At 73.0% G+C, this 21,601-nt stretch carries 23 protein-coding genes; 17 read left to right on the forward strand and 6 right to left on the reverse strand.

Features of this window, described 5'->3' with window-relative positions; translation table 11 throughout:
- Positions 1-47 precede the first annotated feature (47 nt).
- The 3 genes from ACIPUC_RS33580 (at position 48) to ACIPUC_RS33590 (ending at position 3,367) form a co-directional block, all read left to right on the forward strand.
- Entirely contained in the window at positions 48-1,136 is a 1,089-nt protein-coding gene (locus tag ACIPUC_RS33580) for a PP2C family protein-serine/threonine phosphatase (RefSeq protein WP_446594167.1), read from the forward strand.
- A gap of 306 nt (positions 1,137-1,442) precedes the next feature.
- The gene (locus tag ACIPUC_RS33585; protein WP_446594168.1) at positions 1,443-2,783 is read left to right on the forward strand and encodes a transcriptional regulator; all 1,341 of its coding nucleotides are present in this window, start codon (positions 1,443-1,445) and stop codon (positions 2,781-2,783) included.
- A 53-nt stretch (positions 2,784-2,836) separates the two neighbouring features.
- Entirely contained in the window at positions 2,837-3,367 is a 531-nt protein-coding gene (locus tag ACIPUC_RS33590) for an NUDIX hydrolase (protein ID WP_446594169.1), read from the forward strand.
- On the opposite strand, the gene ACIPUC_RS33595 is transcribed toward ACIPUC_RS33590, so the two are convergent.
- Complete coding sequence (locus ACIPUC_RS33595) at positions 3,364-4,266, reverse strand: 3-hydroxybutyryl-CoA dehydrogenase (RefSeq protein ID WP_446594170.1); 903 nt, start codon at positions 4,264-4,266, stop codon at positions 3,364-3,366. The genes ACIPUC_RS33590 and ACIPUC_RS33595 overlap by 4 nt on opposite strands.
- A 153-nt stretch (positions 4,267-4,419) precedes the next feature.
- Between ACIPUC_RS33595 and ACIPUC_RS33600 the strand changes: the two genes are divergently transcribed.
- Complete coding sequence (locus ACIPUC_RS33600; protein ID WP_446594171.1) at positions 4,420-5,664, forward strand: glycoside hydrolase family 10 protein; 1,245 nt, start codon at positions 4,420-4,422, stop codon at positions 5,662-5,664.
- Between the two features lies 1 nt (position 5,665).
- On the opposite strand, the gene ACIPUC_RS33605 is transcribed toward ACIPUC_RS33600, so the two are convergent.
- Together ACIPUC_RS33605 and ACIPUC_RS33610 are read right to left on the reverse strand one after the other, a co-directional pair.
- On the reverse strand, positions 5,666-5,869 hold the full coding sequence (locus ACIPUC_RS33605) for a DUF1918 domain-containing protein (RefSeq protein ID WP_446594172.1): 204 nt from the start codon (positions 5,867-5,869) through the stop codon (positions 5,666-5,668).
- A 57-nt stretch (positions 5,870-5,926) separates the two neighbouring features.
- A complete protein-coding gene (locus ACIPUC_RS33610; protein WP_446594173.1) occupies positions 5,927-6,841 on the reverse strand; it encodes a DMT family transporter in 915 nt (304 codons plus the stop codon).
- Here ACIPUC_RS33610 and ACIPUC_RS33615 point away from each other — a divergent pair.
- From ACIPUC_RS33615 to ACIPUC_RS33650, 8 genes are all read left to right on the forward strand, one after another.
- Positions 6,840-8,267: an aminotransferase-like domain-containing protein gene (locus tag ACIPUC_RS33615; protein WP_446594174.1), complete on the forward strand. Its 1,428-nt coding sequence runs from the start codon at positions 6,840-6,842 to the stop codon at positions 8,265-8,267. The two genes, ACIPUC_RS33610 and ACIPUC_RS33615, sit on opposite strands and share 2 nt — an antisense overlap.
- A 73-nt stretch (positions 8,268-8,340) precedes the next feature.
- Positions 8,341-8,916, forward strand: coding sequence for a histidine phosphatase family protein (locus ACIPUC_RS33620; protein ID WP_446594175.1), 576 nt, complete (start codon positions 8,341-8,343; stop codon positions 8,914-8,916).
- A gap of 40 nt (positions 8,917-8,956) precedes the next feature.
- Complete coding sequence (locus tag ACIPUC_RS33625) at positions 8,957-9,721, forward strand: N-acetyltransferase (protein WP_446594176.1); 765 nt, start codon at positions 8,957-8,959, stop codon at positions 9,719-9,721.
- Between the two features lie 149 nt (positions 9,722-9,870).
- On the forward strand, positions 9,871-10,911 hold the full coding sequence (argC, locus tag ACIPUC_RS33630; RefSeq protein WP_446594177.1) for an N-acetyl-gamma-glutamyl-phosphate reductase: 1,041 nt from the start codon (positions 9,871-9,873) through the stop codon (positions 10,909-10,911).
- A complete protein-coding gene (argJ, locus tag ACIPUC_RS33635) occupies positions 10,908-12,065 on the forward strand; it encodes a bifunctional glutamate N-acetyltransferase/amino-acid acetyltransferase ArgJ (RefSeq protein ID WP_446594178.1) in 1,158 nt (385 codons plus the stop codon). The genes argC and argJ overlap by 4 nt, the downstream gene beginning before the upstream one ends.
- Positions 12,062-12,970 (forward strand): acetylglutamate kinase, encoded by a 909-nt coding sequence (gene argB / locus ACIPUC_RS33640; RefSeq protein WP_362595619.1) that lies wholly within the window; start codon positions 12,062-12,064, stop codon positions 12,968-12,970. Before argJ ends, argB begins: the two co-directional genes overlap by 4 nt.
- Positions 12,967-14,178 (forward strand): acetylornithine transaminase, encoded by a 1,212-nt coding sequence (locus ACIPUC_RS33645; protein WP_446594179.1) that lies wholly within the window; start codon positions 12,967-12,969, stop codon positions 14,176-14,178. Before argB ends, ACIPUC_RS33645 begins: the two co-directional genes overlap by 4 nt.
- Before the next feature lie 7 nt (positions 14,179-14,185).
- Complete coding sequence (locus tag ACIPUC_RS33650; RefSeq protein WP_446594180.1) at positions 14,186-14,722, forward strand: arginine repressor; 537 nt, start codon at positions 14,186-14,188, stop codon at positions 14,720-14,722.
- A 29-nt stretch (positions 14,723-14,751) separates the two neighbouring features.
- Here the strand turns inward: ACIPUC_RS33650 and ACIPUC_RS33655 are convergent, their stop codons facing one another.
- Together ACIPUC_RS33655 and ACIPUC_RS33660 are read right to left on the reverse strand one after the other, a co-directional pair.
- Positions 14,752-15,447, reverse strand: a complete 696-nt coding sequence (locus tag ACIPUC_RS33655; protein WP_446594267.1) for a L,D-transpeptidase family protein — start codon at positions 15,445-15,447, stop codon at positions 14,752-14,754.
- A 6-nt stretch (positions 15,448-15,453) separates the two neighbouring features.
- Positions 15,454-16,035: a pyridoxamine 5'-phosphate oxidase family protein gene (locus ACIPUC_RS33660; RefSeq protein WP_446594181.1), complete on the reverse strand. Its 582-nt coding sequence runs from the start codon at positions 16,033-16,035 to the stop codon at positions 15,454-15,456.
- Between the two features lie 165 nt (positions 16,036-16,200).
- Between ACIPUC_RS33660 and ACIPUC_RS33665 the strand changes: the two genes are divergently transcribed.
- From ACIPUC_RS33665 to bla, 3 genes are all read left to right on the forward strand, one after another.
- Positions 16,201-16,353: a hypothetical protein gene (locus tag ACIPUC_RS33665; protein ID WP_446594270.1), complete on the forward strand. Its 153-nt coding sequence runs from the start codon at positions 16,201-16,203 to the stop codon at positions 16,351-16,353.
- Positions 16,354-16,448: 95 nt separating this feature from the next.
- Positions 16,449-17,876 carry an argininosuccinate lyase gene (gene argH / locus ACIPUC_RS33670; RefSeq protein WP_446594182.1) on the forward strand — a complete coding sequence of 476 codons (1,428 nt, stop codon included), beginning with the start codon at positions 16,449-16,451 and terminating at the stop codon, positions 17,874-17,876.
- 85 nt (positions 17,877-17,961) lie between these two features.
- Positions 17,962-18,888: a class A beta-lactamase gene (gene bla, locus ACIPUC_RS33675; RefSeq protein WP_446594268.1), complete on the forward strand. Its 927-nt coding sequence runs from the start codon at positions 17,962-17,964 to the stop codon at positions 18,886-18,888.
- 12 nt (positions 18,889-18,900) lie between these two features.
- On the opposite strand, the gene ACIPUC_RS33680 is transcribed toward bla, so the two are convergent.
- Positions 18,901-19,410 (reverse strand): HAD domain-containing protein, encoded by a 510-nt coding sequence (locus tag ACIPUC_RS33680; protein WP_446594183.1) that lies wholly within the window; start codon positions 19,408-19,410, stop codon positions 18,901-18,903.
- Between the two features lie 90 nt (positions 19,411-19,500).
- On the opposite strand from ACIPUC_RS33680, the gene ACIPUC_RS33685 reads away from it, so the two are divergent.
- Both ACIPUC_RS33685 and ACIPUC_RS33690 read left to right on the forward strand, forming a co-directional pair.
- Positions 19,501-20,052, forward strand: a complete 552-nt coding sequence (locus tag ACIPUC_RS33685) for a TetR/AcrR family transcriptional regulator (protein ID WP_446594184.1) — start codon at positions 19,501-19,503, stop codon at positions 20,050-20,052.
- Positions 20,049-21,593: an MFS transporter gene (locus ACIPUC_RS33690; protein WP_446594185.1), complete on the forward strand. Its 1,545-nt coding sequence runs from the start codon at positions 20,049-20,051 to the stop codon at positions 21,591-21,593. The genes ACIPUC_RS33685 and ACIPUC_RS33690 overlap by 4 nt, the downstream gene beginning before the upstream one ends.
- The last annotated feature ends 8 nt before the right edge of the window (positions 21,594-21,601 follow it).

Raw genomic sequence — 21,601 nt, forward strand, 5'->3', positions numbered from 1 at the left:
GTCGGCACAATCGTTGCGGCCGAGGGGAGGCCGCGATGATCGGGGAGATGCCCCAGGTACGCCGGGTGTGCGTCTTCGCGTGGGGCGGCGCCGCGGTGTCCTGGGAGCTGTCCACCCCCGGGCGGCTGGTGCCGAGCCTGGCCACCTGCGCGGCGTTCCTGCTGCTGGCGACGGGCTGCGCGCTGCACATCCGGCGCGGGCTCGTCGCGGAGCTGCGGCGTTCGCAGGAGATCGCGGGGGCCGCGCAGCGGGCACTGCTGCGGCCGCTGCCGAGACGCATGGACGGGCTGACCCTGGCCGCCGCGCAGCTCTCCGCGAGCCGGGGCGCGGCAGTGGGCGGGGACCTGTACGAGGCCGTGTCGACGGCGCACGGCGTGCGGGTGGTCATCGGGGACGTACGGGGGCACGGGCTGCCGGCCCTGGGCGCGGCCGCGGCGGTCCTCGGGGCCTTCCGCGAAGCGGCGTACGACGAGGTGTCGCTGGGCGGGGTGCTGGTGCGGATGGAGCGGGCGCTGGGCCGGCATGTCCGTGACCGGGCCCGGTCCGAGCACCCCGCGTCCTGCCCGTCCGAGCCGGAGTCGCCCTCGGCCGAGGAGTTCGTGACGGTGCTGCTCCTCCAAGTGTGCCCGGATGGCTCCCTGCTGGCCCTGAACTGCGGCCACCCGTGGCCGTACCTGCTGCGCCCGGCGGTCCCGGAGCACTGCGCTCCGCGCAGCTGGGGGTCAGCCCCGCCGGCGTTCGAGGCGCGGGCGCGGAGCGCCGTAGGGGGTCCGGGGCGGAGCCCCGGTGCCGGGAAGGGGCGGGGTGGGGGAGGCCCCGCGCAGCGGCTCACGGACGTGCAGGCGCTCGACGGCGAGACGATGCCCCCGCTCGGGGTGGTGCCCCTGCCGGCGGACGCGCAGCCGCACCCCGTGGGGGAACTGCGGCCCGGGGAGACGCTGTTCCTGCACACCGACGGTGCCGAGGACGCCCGCGACGCCGCAGGTGCGTTCTTCCCCCTGCGGAGCGTCCTCGCAGAGGGACCGCTCACGCCCGCGCGGCTGGTCGCGGGCGTGCACGCGGCCCTGCTCCGGCACACCGGCGGGCAACTCGCCGACGACGTCGCCCTGCTGGTGCTCCGCGACGACCGGCCCTGACCGGCCCGGCCGGAAGGCCGGCCCCGCCGGGCCCGGCGACCAACCGGGCACCGGCGGGAACCGGCACGCCGCCCGCCTGCCGTGGAGTGTCGGGCAGACAGCAGGACGGGCGGCGCGGTGACGGGTCGTCGCACTGTACGAGGGGGAGCCGACGACCCGAGCCGCCTCTTGGCGAGGCCCTTAAGTGAAGCGCCCTGCGGACCCCCCGCGGCAGAGTGCGTATCGCATTTATGCGCGTACTCGGTTCACACCCCGTGTGAAGCGAGTACCCACTAGCCTGAGACCGACGAGCCCCGGGAGCGGCCCATGCAGCCCAATGTCCTGCTCGACGCCCTCCTCGCCGAGGCGGGCATGTCCCACGCCGGACTCGCCGCGCACGTGAACCAGGCGGGCCGCACCCGCGGACTCGCGCTGCGCTACGAACACACGGCCGTCGCCCGGTGGTTGAAGGGCCAGCGGCCCCGCGGCCAGGTCCCCGACCTGATCTGCGAGGTGCTCGGGGGCCGGCTGAGGCGTCCCGTCGGCCTGGACGACATCGGCCTCGGCGTGCCGGGCCTGCCCGCCTCTGCGCACGCCTCCCCGCTCAGCGGCTTCGTGGACCGCGCCGCCGCGCTGTGGCGGGCCGACGGGCAGGCGCGTACCCAACTCCTCGCGGTGCAGGCCGTCACCGGGACCCCCGCCGTCATCCCGGTCTGGGAGTGGGAGAACCCGCCGGAGGACGCCGACGTCTCCCGCGAGGGCCCGGACAGGATCGGGCCCGAGCACATCGAGATCCTGCGGGCGGCCCGCGCGCACTACGAGTTGATGTACCGCCGGGCCGGCGGGGTGGCGACCCGGGACCGGATCGTGCGCTTCCTCGGCACCGAGACGGCGCCCATGCTGCGCGGCAGCTACCCCGACGCCCTCGGCCGCCGGCTGCACCGGGCCACCGGGTCCCTCGTGGCCGTGGCCGGGATCTGCGCGTACGACTCGGACGCGCACGGGCTCGCCCAGCGCTACTTCCACCAGGCCCTGCGCCTGGCCAAGGCGAGCGGGGACCGCGGGCTCGGTGCGTACGTCATCGCGCTGATCGTCAACCAGTCCCTGCACCTGCGGGAGTACCGGCAGGCCGTGGCCTTCGCCGAGGCCGCGCTGCGCGCCGCCGGCCGGCACACCACCCCGGCCCTGGCCGCCGACCTGTACGCGATGCAGGCCAAGGCGTACGCCCAACTCGGCGATACCCCGGCCGCGTTGACCTGCATCCGGCACGCCGAGTCGGCGGCCGAGCGGATCACCCCGGGCGCCGAACCGGACGAGACCGGCTACGTACAGCCGGGGCTGGTCAACGTCCAGGTCGCCGAGGCGCTGCTCGGCCTGGGGGACCTCGCCGCCGCGCACGAGCAGGCGACCGCGGCCGTCGGCACCCCCGCGCACGACCGCGGCCGGGTGCACCGCCTCGCGATGCTGTGCGAGATCCAGCTGCGGCAGGGAGAGGCGGACCGGGCGGTGGCGGCCGCGGCCGAAATGGCGGAGCGGGCCAAAGGCATGGAGTCGCTGCGGCTGCGCGACCGGTTGCGGGCGGTCCGCGAACAGCTGCTGACCAGCGGTTGTTCGGGCGCGGAGGAGACCGCCCAGCTCATCGACGGGGCGCTGCGCGTTCCCCTGTGACAGGTTCAGCTGCTGCCATGTTGCCACCAATCCGAACGGAAGGCGGCACAACCGTGCAGTGGACGAACCTGAGTGAGCAGACCGTGTACAAGAACCGCTGGTTCGATGTGAATCTCGCCGATGTGGAACTCCCCGACGGCCGGCACCTGGACCACTTCGTGATCCGGCTGCGCCCGGTCGCCGTCGCCACGGCCGTCAACGAGGCCAATGAGGTGCTGCTGCTGTGGCGGCACCGCTTCATCACCGACAGCTGGGGCTGGGAGCTGCCCGCCGGGGTGGTGGAGGAAGGGGAGTCCCTCGAGAGCGCGGCGGCGCGGGAGATGGAGGAGGAGTCGGGCTGGCGGCCCGGACCGCTCCAGCACCTGATGACCGTGGAGCCGTCCAACGGGCTGACCGATGCCCGTCACCACCTCTACTGGGCGGACGGGGCCACGTACGTCGGCCATCCCGAGGACGACTTCGAGTCCTCGCGACGGGAGTGGGTCCCGCTCAAGCTGGTGCCGGACATGATCGCCCGCGGTGAGATCCCGGCCGCCAACATGGCGGCCGGGCTGCTCCTGCTGCACCACCTGCGGCTCGGCTAGCCGTACGGGTAGAAGCCCGAGCCGGTCTTGCGGCCCAGGCGGCCGGCGTCGACCATGCGCTGGAGCAGCGGGGGAGCGGCGTACAGCGGCTCCTTGTACTCCGCGTACATGGAGTCGGCGATCGAGGCGATGGTGTCCAGGCCGATCAGGTCGGAGAGCTTGAGCGGGCCCATCGGGTGGGCGCAGCCCAGCTCCATGCCGTTGTCGATGTCCTCGCGGCTCGCGATGCCGGACTCGAACATCCGGATCGCGGACAGCAGGTACGGGACGAGGAGCGCGTTGACGACGAAGCCGGAGCGGTCCTGGGCGCGGACGGCGTGCTTGCCCAGCACGTTGCGGACCAGGGCCTCGGCCCGCTTGACCGTCTCCTCGCCCGTCGTCAGCGCCGGGATCAGCTCGACGAGCTTCTGCACCGGGGCCGGGTTGAAGAAGTGGATGCCGATGACCTGGTCGGGGCGCGAGGTCGCGACGGCCAGCTTGACCAGCGGGATCGAGGAGGTGTTGGAGGCCAAGATGGCGTCCGGGCGGGTCATCACCTGGTCGAGGACCTGGAAGATCTCCGTCTTGACCTGCTCGTTCTCGACGACGGCCTCGATCACCAGGTCGCGGTCGGCGAACTCGCCGAGGTCGGTGGTGAAGGTGAGCCGGGCCAGGGTGGCGTCCCGCTCCTCCTCGCTGATCTTGCCGCGTTCGGCGGCCTTGGTCAGCGAGCTGTGCAGCCGGGTGCGACCGATCTCCAGGGCCTCGCCCGTGGTCTCGGCGACCTTCACCTCAAGACCGCTGCGGGCACACACCTCGGCGATGCCCGCGCCCATCTGGCCGCAGCCCACTACGCCGACGCGGGTGATGTCGGTCGGGAGGGTAGAGAGGTCCGTCACTTCGTGCCTTTCGCTGCTCATCCATCGCGGGTCCCCCGTGCTCACAGTGGTAACTGCTCTCCGGCGCCCGCCACGCCCCCCGACGTTACCCCCGACGTTGACCCCGGTGGCGGGCCGGGGCGGGCATGCTGGGCGCACGCAACGGGATGTCACGCAACGGAACGGAGTCGTCACATGACGTACATCGGGCGTCGGGGACTGCTGGCGGGGGCCGCTTGGACGCTGGCGGCGGCCACGGGCGGCGGGGCGGCGCAGGCCCGGGCGGCGGTCCCCCGGCCCTCCCGCCATGCGGCGACCACGGAGTTCCGGGGGATGTGGATCGCCTCCGTGTCGAACGTGGACTGGCCATCGCGGAGCGGGCTTCCCGCCGCGCAGCAGCGCCGGGAGCTGCTCGGGCTCCTCGACGCGGCGGTGCGGCGCCGTCTCAATGCGGTGGTCCTGCAGGTCCGGCCGGCGGCCGACGCGCTGTGGCCCTCGCGGCTGGAGCCCTGGTCGCAGTGGCTGACGGGGGAGCAGGGGGTGGATCCGGGCTGGGACCCGCTGGGCACGGCCGTCACCGAGGCGCACGCCCGGGGTCTGGAACTGCACGCCTGGTTCAACCCGTACCGGGTGGCCCACCACGCCGACTTCGACCGGCTGGCGCCCGCGCACCCGGCCCGGCGCAACCCGGAATGGACCGTGGAGTACGGCGGCAGGCTCTTCTACAACCCCGGGCTGCCCGAGGTGCGGCGCTTCGTCCAGGAGGCCATGCTCGACGCCGTCTCCCGCTACCCGGTGGACGGGGTGCACTGGGACGACTACTTCTACCCGTACCCGGTGGAGGGCGAGGAGTTCGACGACGACGAGGCCTACGAGGAGTACGGGGCGGACTTCGACTCCCGGGCCGCCTGGCGCCGCCACAACACCGACACCCTGGTCAGTGAGATGTCCGCGCGGCTGAAGGAGGTCCGGCCCGCCGCCCGGTTCGGCGTCAGCCCGTTCGCGATCTGGCGCAACTCCGACCGGGATCCGCTCGGTTCACCCACACGGGCGGGCATCGCGACGTACGACGACCTGTACGCGGACACCCGCAAGTGGGTCACCGAGGGCTGGATCGACTACATCGTGCCGCAGGCCTACTGGCACATCGGGCACCCGACCGCCGACTACGCGGACATCGTCCCCTGGTGGGCGCGGACGGTCGCGGGCACGGGCGTCCAGCTGTACGTGGGGGAGGCCCTGTACCGCTGCGACGCGGACAGCTCCACTCCCGCCTGGCGCGATCCGCGGGAGCTCTCCCGCCACGTCGCGTTCGCGCGGACATATCCGGAGGTCCGCGGCCACGTGTACTTCTCGGCGAAACACGTGGCCGCGGACCCCAACGGCGCGATGGCCCGAGTGGTCGCCGACCACTACGGATCGGCGGCGGTACCGGGCTGAGTCAGTGCTGGTCCTCGGGCTCTGCGGGGTGGCGGACCACGCAGTCGGGTCCGGGGGCCATCAGGGCCTCGTGCCCGTCCTCGAAGCGGACCCGGTACGGGGGGGTTCCGTTCTCGCCGAGCACCTGGGTGATCTCGCCCACCTTGTCGTGCTGTCCGACGATCCTGCCGTGCTGCACCAGCTGGTCGCCCTCGGTAGCGCGCATAACCGACCTCCTCGGTGGCGGTCCGATCCGGTGCTAGCAGTTTAGGTCGTTCGGGGGCTATTTGACCCGTTGGGTCACCGCGATGCAGACCAGTACCGCACAGGCGGCCGCCGGGGCGGCGGGGGACAGCTGCTCGCCGAGCAGGGCCACGGACCAGACCAGGGTCAGCAGCGGCTGTGCGAGCTGGAGCTGGCTGGCCCGGGGCGCGCCGATCTCGGCCATGCCGCGGTACCAGACGTACAGGCCGAGGAAGGTGGAGCCGGCCGCCGCCCAGACCAGCCCGGCCAGCCCGTGCCCGGTGAGGTGGACCGGCTCGTACGCGAGCCCCAGCGCCGAGCCGGCCAGGCTCAGCGGCAGGCACAGCACCAGCGCCCAGCCGATCACCTGCCAGCCCGGCAGCGTCCGGGCGAGCCGGCCGCCCTCGGTGTAGCCGGCGGCGCACACCAGCAGGGCGCCGAACAGGTAGGCGTCCCCGGCCGAGAGCGAACCGCCGCTCTGGGCCACCGTGAAGGCGAGGACCACGGCGGCCCCGGCCAGCGCCGCCGCCCAGAACCGGCGCGAGGGCCGGGCGCCGGTGCGCAGCGCGGAGAGCGCGGCCGTGGTCAGCGGCAGCAGGCCGACCACGACGGCGGCGTGCGAGGTCGTGGAGGTGGTCAGCGCGAGGGTGGTGAGGAGGGGGAATCCGACGACCACCCCGGCGGCGACGACGGCCAGCCCCGCCCAGTGCTCGCGGGCCGGCAGCGGCACCCGCCGGGCCAGCAGGAACACTCCGGCGATGGCGGCCGCCAGGACGCTGCGCAGGGCGACCATCGACCACGGGCCGAAGCTCTCCAGCCCCCAGGCGGTGGCGGGGAAGGTCAGGGAGAACGCGACCACGCCGAGCGAGGCGAGGGCGGTACCGGTGGCGGCGCCGCGGGCGGATCCCGTTACCGCTATCGTGCTCGGCAGAGTAGCGCTATTCTGTGCTGTCATGTATGAGCGTAGCAGTGTGGCGGAACTGGCCGAATCCCTGCGATCCGAACTGAACCGCTACTCGGTCGGTGGAAAGCTGCCGTCGAGCCGGGCCCTGGTCGAGCGCTACCGGGTCAGCCCCGTGACGGTCTCCCGGGCCCTCGCGCAGCTCGCCGCCGAGGGCCTCGTCGTCACCCGGCCCGGCGCCGGGGTCTTCCGCGCCCGGCCGCGTACGTCGGCCCCCGCATCCGGAGACACCTCCTGGCAGGAGGTCGCCCTCAGCGCCGAGGGCGCCGGCGACATCGTGCCGCGCTCCGTGGACGCCACCGGGGTCCTGGGCTCGCTGGCCGCCCCGCCGACCGGGGTGATCGAGCTCAACGGCGGCTACCTGCACCACTCCCTCCAGCCCGAGCGGGCCATGGCGGCCGCGCTGGCCCGGGCCGGGCGCCGGCCCGGTGCGTGGGGGCGGCCGCCCGTCGAGGGGCTGCCCGAGCTGCGCGACTGGTTCGCCCGGGAGATCGGCGGACCGGTCGTCGCCGCCGACGTGCTGGTCACCGCGGGCGGCCAGAGCGCGCTGGCCACCGCCGTGCGGGCGCTCGCCCCGCCCGGGGCGCCGATCCTGGTGGAATCGCCCACCTACCCGGGACTGCTGGCCATCGCGCGCGCCTCCGGCTGCCGGCCCGTGCCGGTCCCGGTGGACGCCGAGGGGGTCCGGCCGGAACTGCTCGCCGCCGCCTTCGAAGCCACCGGGGCGCGGGTCTTCGTATGCCAGCCGCTGTTCCAGAACCCGACCGGGGCCGTGCTGGCTCCCGGGCGGCGGGCCGAGGTGCTGCGGATCGCCCGGGCCGCCGGGGCCTTCGTGGTCGAGGACGACTACGCCCGGGCCCTGGCCCACGAGGACTGCGGGCCGCTGCCCGCCACGCTGGCCGCCGAGGACGCCGACGGAGTGGTCGTGCACGTCCGGTCCCTGACCAAGCCGACCTCGCCCAGCCTGCGGGTGGGCGCCCTCGCCGCCCGGGGCCCGGTCGTGGACCGGCTGCGCGCCATCCAGGTCGTGGACACCTTCTTCGTGCCCCGGCCGCTCCAGGAGGCCGCCCTGGAGCTGGTCGGCGCGCCCGCCTGGCCCCGCCACCTGCGGACCGTCTCCGCCGAGCTGCGCCACCGCCGGGACGTCCTCGCCGGGGCGCTGCGCCGGGAGCTGCCCGGGCTGGAACTGCCCCATCTGCCCTCCGGCGGCTACCAGTTGTGGGTGAGGCCGAGCGGCGGGGGAGACGACGCCGGGTTCGCGGCGGCCGCCCTGCGCGCCGGGGTCGCGGTCACACCCGGCCGCCCGTACTTCTGCGCGGAGCCGCCCGGTCCGCACGTCCGGCTGAGCTTCGCCGGCGTGTCGGGGCCCGGAGAGCTGGTGGAGGCGGTCCAGCGGCTGCGGGCGGCGCACGTGCTGTGACCGGGAACGTCACCGGTCACGGCACCCCGTACCGACGCTTGACCCCGCGCGGCGCACGGCCCACCATCACCGCATGCATGTTCGGGTCTCGCTCGTTGCCGCAGCCCGCAGTTCCCCGCTGCTCACCGAGCGCTTCGACGACGACCGCCCGCTCGACGGCGCGGGCTGGCACGCGGTGGAGTCCGCCGCCCCCGGGCTGGTCCCGCTGGGCGCCGCCGGGCTGCGCTACTGCTCGCCCACCCCGCGCAGCAGGGCCACCGGCGAGGCGCTCGGGTACGCGCCCCTCGCCCAGCCCGCGCTGCGCGAGTGCGACATGGGCCGCTGGCGGGGGCTGACCCTCGCCGAGGTGACCGCCCGCGAGCCGGGGGCGGTGGACCTGTGGCTCACCGACCCGCGCGCCGCCCCGCACGGCGGCGAGTCGCTGCTCGCCTTCATCTCCCGGATCGGCGGCTGGCTCGACACGCGCCCCGCCGACGACGGGGGCGCGATCGTCGCGGTGGCGGAGCCCTCGGTGGTCCGGGCGGCCCTGGTCTACGCCTTGCAGGCACCGCCGCTGACCTACTGGAACGTGGACGTGCGACCGCTGTCCACGATGACCCTGACGGGCTGGGCTGGGCGCTGGCACCTCTCCCTGCAGGCCCCGGTGTAAAGCGGTTGAGGCCCTCGCCTCCGGGTCCTAGCCTGCGGGGATGACCGGCATACTGATCACCACACTGGCGGAGCGGCCCGAACTCGCCGACCGGCTCTGGGACATGAAGGACTCGTGGCCCGAGTTCGCCCAGCACGACGCGCTCGCCTGGCTGCTGTACCCGCGGATGGTGGCCGAGCTGCCGGAGTACGTCCTGGTCGCCACGGACGGCGACGCGGTGGTCGCCCGGGGGTTCAGCGTGCCCTTCGCCCAGCACGCGCCGGGCCGCGACGGGGTCCTGCCCGAGCAGGGCTGGGACCGCGTCCTGATGTGGGCCTTCTCCGACCTGCGGCGCGGGATCGCACCGGACACGGTGAGCGCGATCGAGATCAGCGTCGCCACGGACCGGCAGGGCGAGGGCCTGTCCGGCCGGATGCTGGCCGCCCTGCGGGACAACGCACGCGCCCGCGGCTTCGCCGAGGCCGTGGCCCCGGTCCGCCCGAGCGGAAAGCCGGCCGAGCCGGACACCCCGATCCACGAGTACGCGTACCGCACCCGCGAGGACGGGCTCCCGTACGACCCCTGGCTGCGCGTCCACGTCCGCGCGGGCGGTGCCATCGACTCGGTGGCCCCCCTCTCGATGACGATCACCGGCTCGCTCCCCCAGTGGCGCGAGTGGACCGGTCTCCCCTTCGACGCCCCGGGCCCGGTCCGCGTCCCGGGCGCCCTGGCCCCGGTCCACTGCGCCCCGGAGTCCGGCTACGCGGTCTACGTCGAACCGAACGTCTGGGTCCGCCACCCGCTGGGCCCGGCCGTGCGGGGCTGACCTCCGGCGGGAGGCGCTGTCACGGCTGCTCGGGCAGCGGAAAGCTCGGCATGTCCGGATCCTGAGGCCGTCCTGCCGGTCGGGACCGGAAGGGCTTTGCATAAACGTGCGGCGATACGTATAGTCATGCCATCGACAAGGAGGGTCCGATGGCGGTACGTGTAGCGGTGGCCGGAGCGAGCGGGTACGCGGGCGGTGAAGTCCTGCGCCTCCTGCTCTCGCACCCCGAGGTCGAGATCGGTGCGCTGACCGGACACTCCAACGCCGGAGAGCTCCTCGGCAACCTGCAGCCGCACCTCGTGCCGCTCGCGGGGCGGACCCTGGAGCCGACCAGCCCCGAGGTCCTGGCCGGGCAGGGCCGCCGGCATGACGTGGTGTTCCTCGCGCTGCCGCACGGCCAGTCCGCCGCCGTCGCGGCCCAGCTCGGCGAGGACGTCCTCGTCGTCGACATGGGCGCCGACCACCGGCTCAAGGACTCGGCCGACTGGGACCGGTTCTACGGAGCCCCGCACGCCGGCACCTGGCCGTACGGTCTGCCCGAGCTGCCCGGCGGGCGCGCCGCGCTCGAAGGGGCCCGTCGCATCGCCGTCCCGGGCTGCTTCCCCACCGCCGTCTCCCTCGCGCTGTTCCCGGCCTACCAGGCGCAGCTGGCCGAGCCGGAGGCCGTGATCGTCGCCGCCACCGGCACCTCCGGCGCGGGCAAGGCCCTCAAGACGCACCTGCTCGGCGCCGAGGTGATGGGCAGCGTCACCCCGTACGGCGTGGGCGGCGGCCACCGGCACACGCCCGAGATGGTGCAGAACCTGAGCCCGCTCGCGGGCACCAGGGTCTCCGTCTCGTTCACGCCGACCCTCGTCCCCATGGCGCGCGGCATCCTCGCCACCTGCTCGGCCAAGGCCCAGCCCGGCACCACCGGCGAGTCGCTCCGCGCCGCCTACGAGAAGGCGTACGCCGACGAGCCCTTCGTCCACCTGCTGCCCGAGGGCCGGTGGCCGTCCACCAAGTCCGTGCACGGCTCCAACGCCGTCCACGTACAGGTCGCCTACGACGAGTCCGCACAGCGGATCATTGCCGTCAGCGCCATCGACAACCTGACCAAGGGCACCGCCGGCGGCGCGGTGCAGAGCATGAACATCGCCCTCGGCCTCCCCGAGAGCCTGGGGCTTTCCACGATCGGAGTCGCACCGTGAGCGTCACGGCAGCACAGGGATTCACGGCGGCGGGCATCGCCGCCGGGATCAAGGCGAACGGCAACCCGGACCTGGCCCTCGTGGTCAACAACGGGCCCCGCCTGGCGGCGGCGGGCGTCTTCACCTCCAACCGCGTCAAGGCCGCGCCCGTGCACTGGTCCGAGCAGGTCCTGCGCGGCGCCGTGGTCAGCGCGGTCGTCCTGAACTCCGGCGGAGCCAACGCCTGCACCGGCCCCAAGGGCTTCCAGGACACCCACGCCACCGCCGAGAAGGTGGCGGCCGTACTGGGCGAGGAGTTCAACTCCGGCGAGATCGCGGTCGCGTCCACCGGCCTGATCGGCGTCCTGCTGCCCATGGACAAGCTGCTGCCGGGCATCGAGACCGCGGCCGCGGCCCTGTCCGAGGACGGCGGCGAAGCCGCGGCCGTCGCCATCAAGACCACCGACACCGTGCACAAGACGGCCGCGGTGACGAAGGACGGCTGGACCGTCGGCGGCATGGCCAAGGGCGCGGGCATGCTCGCCCCGGGCCTGGCCACCATGCTCGTCGTCCTCACCACCGACGCCGACCTGGACAGCGCCACCCTCGACACGGCACTGCGCGCCGCCACCCGCACCACCTTCGACCGGGTCGACTCCGACGGCTGCATGTCCACCAACGACACGGTGCTGCTGCTGGCCTCCGGAGCCTCCGGCACCGTGCCCGCGTACGAGGAGTTCGCCGAGGCCGTACGGACCGTCTGCGACGACCTGGCCCGCCAGCTGATCGGCGACGCCGAGGGCGCCAGCAAGGACATCCGCATCGAGGTCATCGGCGCGGCGAGCGAGGACGACGCGGTCGAGGTCGGCCGGTCCATCGCCCGGAACAACCTGCTCAAGTGCGCCATCCACGGCGAGGACCCGAACTGGGGCCGGGTGCTCTCCGCCATCGGCACCACCAAGGCGGCCTTCGACCCGGACCGGCTGAACGTGGCCATCAACGGGGTCTGGGTCTGCAAGAACGGCTCGGTCGGCGAGGACCGCGACCTGGTGAGCATGAAGGACCGCGAGGTCCGCATCACCGCCGACCTGTCCACGGGCAGCGAGTCGGCGGTCATCTGGGCCAACGACCTGACCGCCGAGTACGTCCACGAGAACAGCGCGTACTCCTCATGAGCACGGCGAGGAAGCACACCGCGCTGCCCAAGGCCCAGATCCTCATCGAGGCCCTGCCCTGGCTGACCCGCCACAACGGCAAGGTCGTCGTCATCAAGTTCGGCGGAAACGCCATGATCGACGAGGACCTGAAGGCCGCCTTCGCCCAGGACGTGGTCTTCCTGCGCCAGGCCGGCCTCAAGCCGGTCGTGGTGCACGGCGGCGGCCCGCAGATCAACGCCCAGCTCGACAAGCAGGGCCTGGTCAGCGAGTTCAAGGCGGGCCTGCGCGTCACCACCCCGGAGGCCATGGACGTCGTACGGATGGTTCTGGCGGGCCAGGTCCAGCGCGAGCTGGTCGGGCTGCTCAACCAGCACGGGCCGCTCGCCGTCGGCATGACCGGCGAGGACGCCCGGACCATCACCGCCACCAAGCACACCCCCGAGATCGAGGGCGAGCTCGTCGACATCGGGCGGGTCGGCGAGATCACCGCCATCGACACCGGCGCGATCGAGGCGCTGCTGGCCGACGGCAGGATCCCGGTGATCTCCTCCATCGCGCGCAGCGCCGACGACCACCACGTGTACAACGTGAACGCGGACACGGCCGCCGCCGCGCTCGCCGCCGCGCTCGGCGCCGAGACGCTGATGGTCCTCACCGACGTCGAGGGCCTCTACGCGGACTGGCCGCACAGCGACGAGGTCATCAGCCGGCTCACCGTCAGCCAGCTCGAGAAGCTGCTGCCCGAGCTGTCCAGCGGCATGGTGCCCAAGATGGAGGGCTGCCTGCACGCCGTCCGCAACGGGGTCACCACCGCCCGCGTGATCGACGGACGGGTCCAGCACTCGATCCTGCTGGAGATCTTCACCGACGAGGGAATCGGCACGATGGTCGTGCCCGACGGACAGGGAGGGGAGCCCCGGTGACCACGGGCAACGAGGAGTACCGCACCCGCTGGCAGGGCGCGCTGACCAACAACTACGGCACCCCCGCGCTGGCTCTCGTACGCGGTGAGGGCGCCCAGGTCTGGGACGCGGACGGCAAGCAGTACACCGACTTCGTCGGCGGCATCGCGGTCAACGCGCTCGGCCACGCCCACCCGGCGGTCGTCGAGGCCGTCACCGGCCAGATCCGGACGCTGGGCCACGTCTCCAACCTCTACGCCTCCGAGCCGGTCATCGCACTCGGCGAGCGGCTGCTCCAGCTCTTCGGCCGCCCCGGCAAGGTGTTCTTCTGCAACTCCGGCGCCGAGGCCGTCGAAGCCGCCTTCAAGATCGGCCGGCTGACCGGGCGGACCCACATGGTCGCCACCACGGGCGGCTTCCACGGCCGGACCATGGGCGCCCTCGCGCTCACCGGCCAGCCCGCGAAGCAGGAGCCCTTCCTGCCCCTGCCCGGTGACGTCACGCACGTTCCCTACGGCGACGCCGAGGCGCTGCGGGCCGCCGTCACCGAGCAGACCGCGTTCGTCGTCATCGAACCCATCCAGGGCGAGAACGGCGTCGTCGTCCCGCCCGCCGGGTACCTGACGGCCGCCCGCGAGATCACCCGCGCCACCGGCACCCTGCTCGTACTCGACGAGGTGCAGACCGGCATCGGCCGGTGCGGCCAGTGGTTCGAGCACCAGGCGCACGAGGGCGTCGAGCCGGACCTCGTCGCGCTCGCGAAGGGGCTGGGCGGCGGTCTTCCCCTCGGCGCCGTGGCCGCCTTCGGCGCCGCCGCCGACCTGCTCCAGCCGGGCCAGCACGGCACCACCTTCGGCGGGAACCCGGTCGCCTGCGCCGCCGGACTCGCCGTCATCGACACCATCGCCGCCGAAGACCTGCTCGCGCAGGTCAAGGCGCGCGGCGAGCGGCTGCACTCCGGAATCGAGGCTTCCGCGCATCCGCTGGTCTCCCACGTCCGTGGTGCGGGCCTTCTGCTGGGTATCGTGCTGACCGAGCCCCTCGCGCCTCAGGTGCAGCAGGCGGCTCAGGATGCCGGTTACCTGGTCAACGCGCCCGCCCCCGACGTCGTACGGCTCATGCCGCCGTACGTACTCTCCGAGGCCGAGGCGGACGCGTTCCTCCGGGACCTGCCCGGCATCCTCGACGCGGCGAGCGTCGCAGCCCACGGGGACGGATCCGGAGAATGAGACGACGATGAGTCAGGCGCAGGACAACGAGCACGGCGGCCAGGCCGTCCCGCAGACCCGCACCGCCCGCCACCGCCGGATCGTGGACATCCTCAACCGGCAGCCGGTCCGCTCACAGAGCCAGCTGGCCAAGCTGCTCGCCGACGACGGACTGAGCGTCACCCAGGCGACGCTCTCCCGCGACCTCGACGAGCTGGGCGCGGTGAAGATCCGCAACACCGGCGGCGAGCTGATCTACGCGGTGCCCAGCGAGGGCGGCTACCGCACCCCGCAGGCCCCGCTCGGCGAGTCGGCGAAGGAGGAGCGCATGCGGCGCCTCTCCGGGGAACTGCTGATCTCCGCGGAGGCCTCCGCCAACCTCGTGGTCCTGCGCACCCCGCCGGGTGCGGCCCAGTTCCTCGCCTCCGCGATCGACCAGGCCGAACTCCGGGAGATCCTCGGCACGATCGCGGGCGACGACACCCTGATGCTGATCAGCCGCGACCCGGCGGGCGGCCAGGCGCTGGCCGACCACCTGCTGCGCCTGGCCCAGAAGGAGGGCTAGGCCGAAAGAGACGACCTAGGCGCCGGCGCCTAGTAGCGCGTGACGTCCAGGGTCCCGGACTCCGTGCCGATCGCGATGTGCGGACGGCGGCGCGGGTCCGCCCAGCGCAGGATCGCCCGCATGGCCCGTTCGGGCACGGACACGCAACCGGCCGTCGCGCCCCTGCCGTTAACGTGCAGGAAGATCCCGGCGCCCCGGCCGCGCACGGGCTCGGCGTAGTTGAAGCCGATGACCAGCGCATGGGCGTACTGCGTCTCGTACGTCACCAGGCGCTCCGCCTCGCCCGGCGCGCAGTCCGCGGGCAGCGGCTCCACCCAGCGGTTGTACGCGGCGGACGCGTTGTCCTGGCACCACCAGGAGTCGCCGGACACCGGCCGGTAGTCGTACTCCGTTCCGGCCGGCGCCCGCCGGATCCCGAAGGCGTACGGGAGGTCGTACAGCCCGGTCGGGGTGGTGTTCGTGCCCTGGGTGCGGGTCGCGCCCTCGGTGAGGCCCTTTGCCCCGAAGCGGGCGGTCGCGCTCCCGGCCTCGTACCACCGCCCCGCCCGCCGGTCCCACCAGGTCAGCCGCCCGGTCGTGGAGCCGGGAGCGGGTGCGACGGCGGTGATCAGCTGGGTTCCGCCGCCGGTGTCGGCGAGCAGGGCGGGCAGCGGGGGGTGGCCCGGAAAGCCCTGCGGGAGCAGGGCGGTGACGATCAGTGAGCCCGTGACAAGAGCAGTACGCAGCACATGTCAGACGGTACGGGGCGGAAGGGGCAGAGGCAGCGCAGGCAGGCCGTCGAGGCTCTTCTCGATGAATTCCTTGCTCTCGCAGTACTCGGCGAACTGCTCGTCCGTCTTGCGGCCGAAGTACTCCGCGTGGAGGGTGCGCTCGCCCTCGTACTCCATGAAGGGGACGGCGTACCCGCAGGTGTCCGCGATCCGCCGGGCGTGGACGAGGATCACCGCCCGTGCGGAGGGCCCGTCGGCGTCGCCGAACAGGCCGATCAGCTCGCCCCAGCGGGGGTCGTCGCGGAAGACCGCTTCGCCCTCGCCGTGCACGCGCACGATGTTGGGCGGTCCGGTGAAGGCGCACCACATCAGGGTGATCCGGCCGTTCTCGCGGACATGGGCGATGGTCTCGGCGCCGCTGCCGCCGAAGTCGAGGTAGGCGAGCGTCTGCTCGTCGATGACGACGAGGGTTCCGGCGCGGCCCTTGGGGGAGAGGTTGATGTGGCCGTCACCGGCGAGCGGCGCGGTGGCCGTGAAGAAGACCGGCTGCTCCTCGATGAAGGTGCGCAGCCGGCCGTCTATGCGTTCGTAGAGTTTTCCCATGTGGCTGATTATCCGTCGCACCGGTTGTCGTGCCGCGAACTGCCGGCCGCCCGGCGCAGCCCGGCGACGGCGGAGGCCCGGAACGCGCCCGCGGGGGGCTGGTCAGCGGAGCGGCGAAGACTCCATTGACGAAACATACGGAGTAATGCATAGTTATGCCTGTCGTTGAATCCCCCGCACGCCGAACGCACCGCAAGGAGAAGCCCGTGGCGGCACGTCACCGGTGACATCCGGATGACCCTGCACGGCGGCCGCGCAGGCTTCATCGAGATCTTCGGCCTCTCCTCGAAGATCGCCGCGCGCCGCGACCTCGCCTGAGGCGCACGCGCAGCCGAACGGACCGCCCCCCGTTACCTCCGCGACCGGGGGGCGGTTGCACATCCCACACCATGCAGTCTTGAGGAGCAGTAGCTGTGAGCAGCAACAACGGTGACGTCCGGCTCTGGGGCGGCCGCTTCGCCGACGGGCCCGCCGAGGCCCTCGCGAAGCTGTCCGCGTCGGTCCACTTCGACTGGCGCCTCGCGCCGTACGACATCGCGGGCTCCCGTGCCCACGCCCGCGTGCTGCGCAAGGCGGGCCTGCTCACGGCCGACGAGCTCGAGCGCATGATCGCCGGGCTGGACCGGCTCGAGGCCGACGTGGCCGCGGGCACCTTCGTCGGCACCGTCGCCGACGAGGACGTGCACACCGCGCTGGAGCGCGGCCTGCTGGAGCGGCTCGGCGCCGACCTCGGCGGCAAACTGCGGGCCGGCCGGTCCCGCAACGACCAGGTGGCCACGCTGTTCAGGATGTACCTGCGCGACCACGCCCGGATCATCGGCGGCCTCATCGCCGACCTCCAGGACGCGCTGGTCGGCCTCGCCGAGACGCACGCGGACGTGGCGATGCCCGGCCGGACCCACCTCCAGCACGCCCAGCCGGTGCTCTTCGCCCACCACGTACTGGCCCACGTGCAGTCCCTGTCCCGGGACGCGGAGCGGCTGCGCCAGTGGGACACCCGGACAGCGGTCTCCCCGTACGGCTCGGGCGCCCTCGCCGGCTCCTCGCTCGGCCTGGACCCGGAGGCGGTCGCCGCCGACCTGGGCTTCGAGCGGGGCTCGGTCGGCAACTCCATCGACGGCACGGCCTCGCGCGACTTCGTCGCCGAGTTCGCCTTCGTCACCGCGATGATCGGGATCAACCTGTCCCGGATCGCGGAGGAGATCATCATCTGGAACACGAAGGAGTTCTCCTTCGTGACCCTGCACGACGCCTTCTCCACCGGGTCGTCGATCATGCCGCAGAAGAAGAACCCGGACATCGCGGAGCTGGCGCGCGGAAAGTCCGGCCGCCTCATCGGCAACCTGACGGGTCTGCTCGCCACCCTCAAGGCGCTGCCCCTGGCCTACAACCGGGACCTCCAGGAGGACAAGGAGCCGGTCTTCGACTCCTGCGACACCCTCGAGGTCCTGCTGCCGGCCTTCACCGGCATGATGGCCACCCTCACCGTCAACCGGGAGCGGATGGAGGAACTGGCTCCGGCCGGCTTCTCGCTCGCCACCGACATCGCGGAGTGGCTGGTCAAGCAGGGTGTGCCGTTCCGCGTCGCGCACGAGGTGGCCGGCGAGTGCGTCAAGGAGTGCGAGGCGCTCGGCATCGAGCTGGACGAGCTCACGGACGAGCAGTTCGCGAAGATCTCGCAGCACCTGACGCCCGAGGTCCGCACCGTCCTCAACGTGCCCGGCGCCCTGGCCTCCCGCAACGGCCGCGGCGGCACGGCCCCTTCCGCGGTGGCCGTCCAGCTGACCGAGCTGAAGGCGGACCTGGTCATCCAGCACGCCTGGGCCGCGCACAAGCAGTAACGGCTCCGCGCCGCCCGAAGGGAACCGTCCGGCACCGAGGAGCGTGTTGGACGGTGACCTGATCTTGGGAGACGAGGAGACGATGGTGGACACCTCAGGAGCCGGCCCGTCCCGGCGCGCGTTACTGGCACTCGGTACGGGGACCGTCCTGTTCACCGGCCTGGCCGCGGCCGCCGGGGGCCGGGCCCACGCCGCGGAGCCGGCGGCCGCGGTGACCCGGCGGCTGCGGGAGCTGGAGCGGGAGCACTCCGCCCGGCTGGGAGTGTTCGCCCGCCACACGGCCACGGGCCGGACGGTGGCGTACCGCGCGGACGAGCGGTTCCCGATGTGCTCGGTCTTCAAGGGGCTCGCCGCGGCGGCCGTGCTGCGGGACCTCGACGAGGACGGCGAGTTCCTCGCCCAGTGCATCCGGTACACCCAGGAGTACGTCACGAAGTCGGGGTACGGCCCGGAGACCGGCAAGCCCGAGAACGTGGCCAACGGCATGACGGTCGAGGCCCTGTGCTCGGCCTCCGTCAGCCTGAGCGACAACGCCGCGGCCAACCTGCTCCTCGAGGAACTGGGCGGCCCCGCGGCGATCACCCGCTTCAGCCGCTCGCTCGGCGACCGGACCACCCGGCTGGACCGCTGGGAACCCGAACTGAACTCTGCGGAACCCGGGCGGGTGACCGACACCACCAGCCCCCGGGCCATCGGGAGGACCTACGCGCGCCTGCTCCTCGGCGACGCGCTGCCGCCCGGGGACCGCAGGATGCTGACCGGCTGGCTGATCGCCAACACGACGAACACCGAGCGGTTCAGGGCCGGCCTCCCCGCGGACTGGATCCTGGCGGACAAAACCGGTGGCGGGCACGAGTACGGGGTGGCCAACGACGTGGGCGTGGTGTGGCCGCCGGACGGCGCCCCGATCGTGATGGCGGTCCTGACGACCAAGCCGGGCTCGCCGGCCGGCCCCCGGGACAACGCCCTCGTCGCCGAGACCGCCCGGCTGCTGGCCTCGGCCCTCACCTGATCCCGGCCGGCCCTACGCCGCCCAGTCGCGCAGCGCGTCGAAGTCGGGCCGGGTCAGCCCGATCCGCTCGTCGATCCGCAGGAGCAGCGCCCGCGCCGGGTGGCGCTGGTCGACGTACTCGTGGTCCATGGCCGTGATGTCGTCGTCGATCCACGCGAACGGCCGGGCGCCCGCGTACTCGAGGACGTACTGGGTCTTCCAGAACGTTCCGCGCGGCGCCCGGCCGTGCATCACCGGCCAGTCGATGAAGGGGAGTCTGGGCAGGCCGAGGTGCGGGCCTATCCAGTCGTTCGCCTCGTCCTTCCAGGTCGTGGCCCAGACGAGCTCGTACGCGTCCGCCAGCGCGAGCAGCTCCGCGCCGTGAGCGTGGTTCAGCCAGACCCGCAGGGGCCGCGCGCTCTCGGCGCCGGTCCAGCCCGTCGGGCGCATCCGGTGGGTGGTGTAGCCCTCGGGGCGGCGCCGGGCCTTCGCGGCGTACGGGTTCAGGGGTCCGTCGACGTTGATCAGCAGCAGTGGCTTCATGTCCGCAGGATTCCTTTCAGGCCGCCCGGGTGGCAGCTCGTTTTCCGTACGAATGAGACGTAGGCGTCTCATTCGGGGTATGCTTGTCTCATGGCCATGGATCGTGACCAGGTGCTCCGCGCTGCGGCGGCCCTGCTCTCCCGCAAATCAACCGCCACGATGGATGAGGTCGCCCGCGCCGCAGGCATCGGCCGCGCGACCCTCCACCGGCACTTCGCCGGGCGCGACGCCCTCGTACGGGCCCTCGAGGAACTCGGCATCAGGGAGTTCGAGGTGGCCTTCGACAACGCCCGCCTCGACGAGGGCACGGCGGTGGACGCCCTGAAGCGGCTCGTCGCCGAGACCGAGCCCAACGCCCAGCTGCTGGCCTTCCTCGTGACCGAGAACCAGCTGTTCGAGGGCGACCAGGTCAACGAGGGGTGGGCCCGCCTCGACGCCCGCGTCGGCGCGCTCTTCCGGCGCGGCCAGGCCGAGGGCGACATCCGGATCGACCTGAGCACCGCCTGGCTCACCGAGGCCCTCTACGGCCTCATCGGCACCTGCGCCTGGGCCGTCATGGACGGCCGGGTCGCCGCCAAGGACTTTCAGTACATGATCATCGAGCTGCTGCTCGGTGGCGCACGACGGAGCGTGGAGCAATGACCGGAACCGAGCAGCTGAGCCTGACGAAGGGGACGGAGGCCAAGAGCCCCGGGCGCTGGCTCGCGCTCTCCGTACTCGTCCTGGCCGTGCTGCTGGTCGCGGTGGACGCGACCGTACTCGGTCTGGCCACGCCCTCGCTCAGCGAGGACCTCAAGCCGTCCGGCACCCAGCTGCTGTGGATCGGCGACATCTACTCCTTCGTCATCGCCGGACTGCTCGTCTCCATGGGCTCCCTCGGCGACCGCATCGGCCGCAAGAAGCTCCTGCTGGTCGGCGCCGCCGCCTTCGGCGCCGTCTCCGTCCTCAACGCCTACGCGACCAGCCCCGAGATGATGATCGTCGCCCGGGCCCTGCTCGGCGTGGCCGGCGCGACCCTGATGCCGTCCACTCTCGCCCTGATCCGCAACATCTTCCACGACCCCAGGGAACGCAGCCTCGCCATCGGCATATGGGGCGCCACCGCCTCGGCCGGCGCCGCCGTCGGCCCGGTCGTCGGCGGAGCCCTGCTCCAGCACTTCTACTGGGGCTCGGTCTTCCTCATCAACCTCCCCGTGATGATCGTCCTGGTCATCGTCGGCACCAAGCTGCTGCCCGAGTCCAAGAACCCGGTCGCGGGCCCCTGGGACCTGTTCAGCGTCGGCCTGTCCCTCGTCGGTGTCATCGGCGTCGTGTACGCCGTCAAGGAAGTCGCCACCCACGGCATGACCCCGGGGGTCTGGGCCGCCGCCCTCATCGGCGCAGCCGGCCTGTACGCCTTCGTGCGCCGCCAGTTCAGCCTGCCGTCCCCGCTGCTCGACATGCGGCTCTTCAAGCACCGCGGCTTCTCCGGCGCGGTCCTCGCCGACCTGCTCACCGTCTTCGGGCTCTCCGGACTGGTCTTCTTCCTCTCCCAGTTCCTCCAGCTCGTCCAGGGCCGCGACCCGCTGGAGGCGGGCCTGGCCGAACTGCCCGCCGCCATCGGCGCGGTGGCCACCGGTCTGGTCGCGGGCCGCTACGCCCGCCGGTACTCGGTGCGCTCCGTCGTCGCCGGCGGCCTCGCCGCCATCGGCCTGGCCCTCGCCGTGCTCACCGTGATCCACAAGGAGACCGGCTACCCGCTGCTCGGCGCGGCCCTGCTCGTCGTCGGCCTCGGCGCCGGATTCTCCTTCACCGTCACCGCCGACGTGATCCTCTCCAGCGTGCCCAAGGAGCAGGCCGGTTCGGCCTCGGCCGTCTCCGAGACGGCGTACGAACTCGGCGCCGCCCTCGGCATCGCCCTGCTCGGCTCCATCGTCACGGGCGTCTACCAGGGCTTCACCGCCCCCGCCACGGTCGCCGGACCCGTCGCCGACGCCGCGCACGAATCCCTCGGCGGGGCCGTCGAAGCGGCCAGGGCACTGGACCCGCACACCGCCGGACAGCTGGTGGGAGCGGCTCAGGAGGCCTTCGCGGACGGGCTGCGGCTCGCCTCCGGCGTGGGCGCGGCCGTCCTCCTGGCCACCGCCGCGGCCGCCTGGTTCCTGCTGAAGGGCCAGCGGCTCCACGACGGCATCGAGCACTGACGTCCCGC

This window comes from Streptomyces sp. LARHCF249, assembly GCF_052871255.1.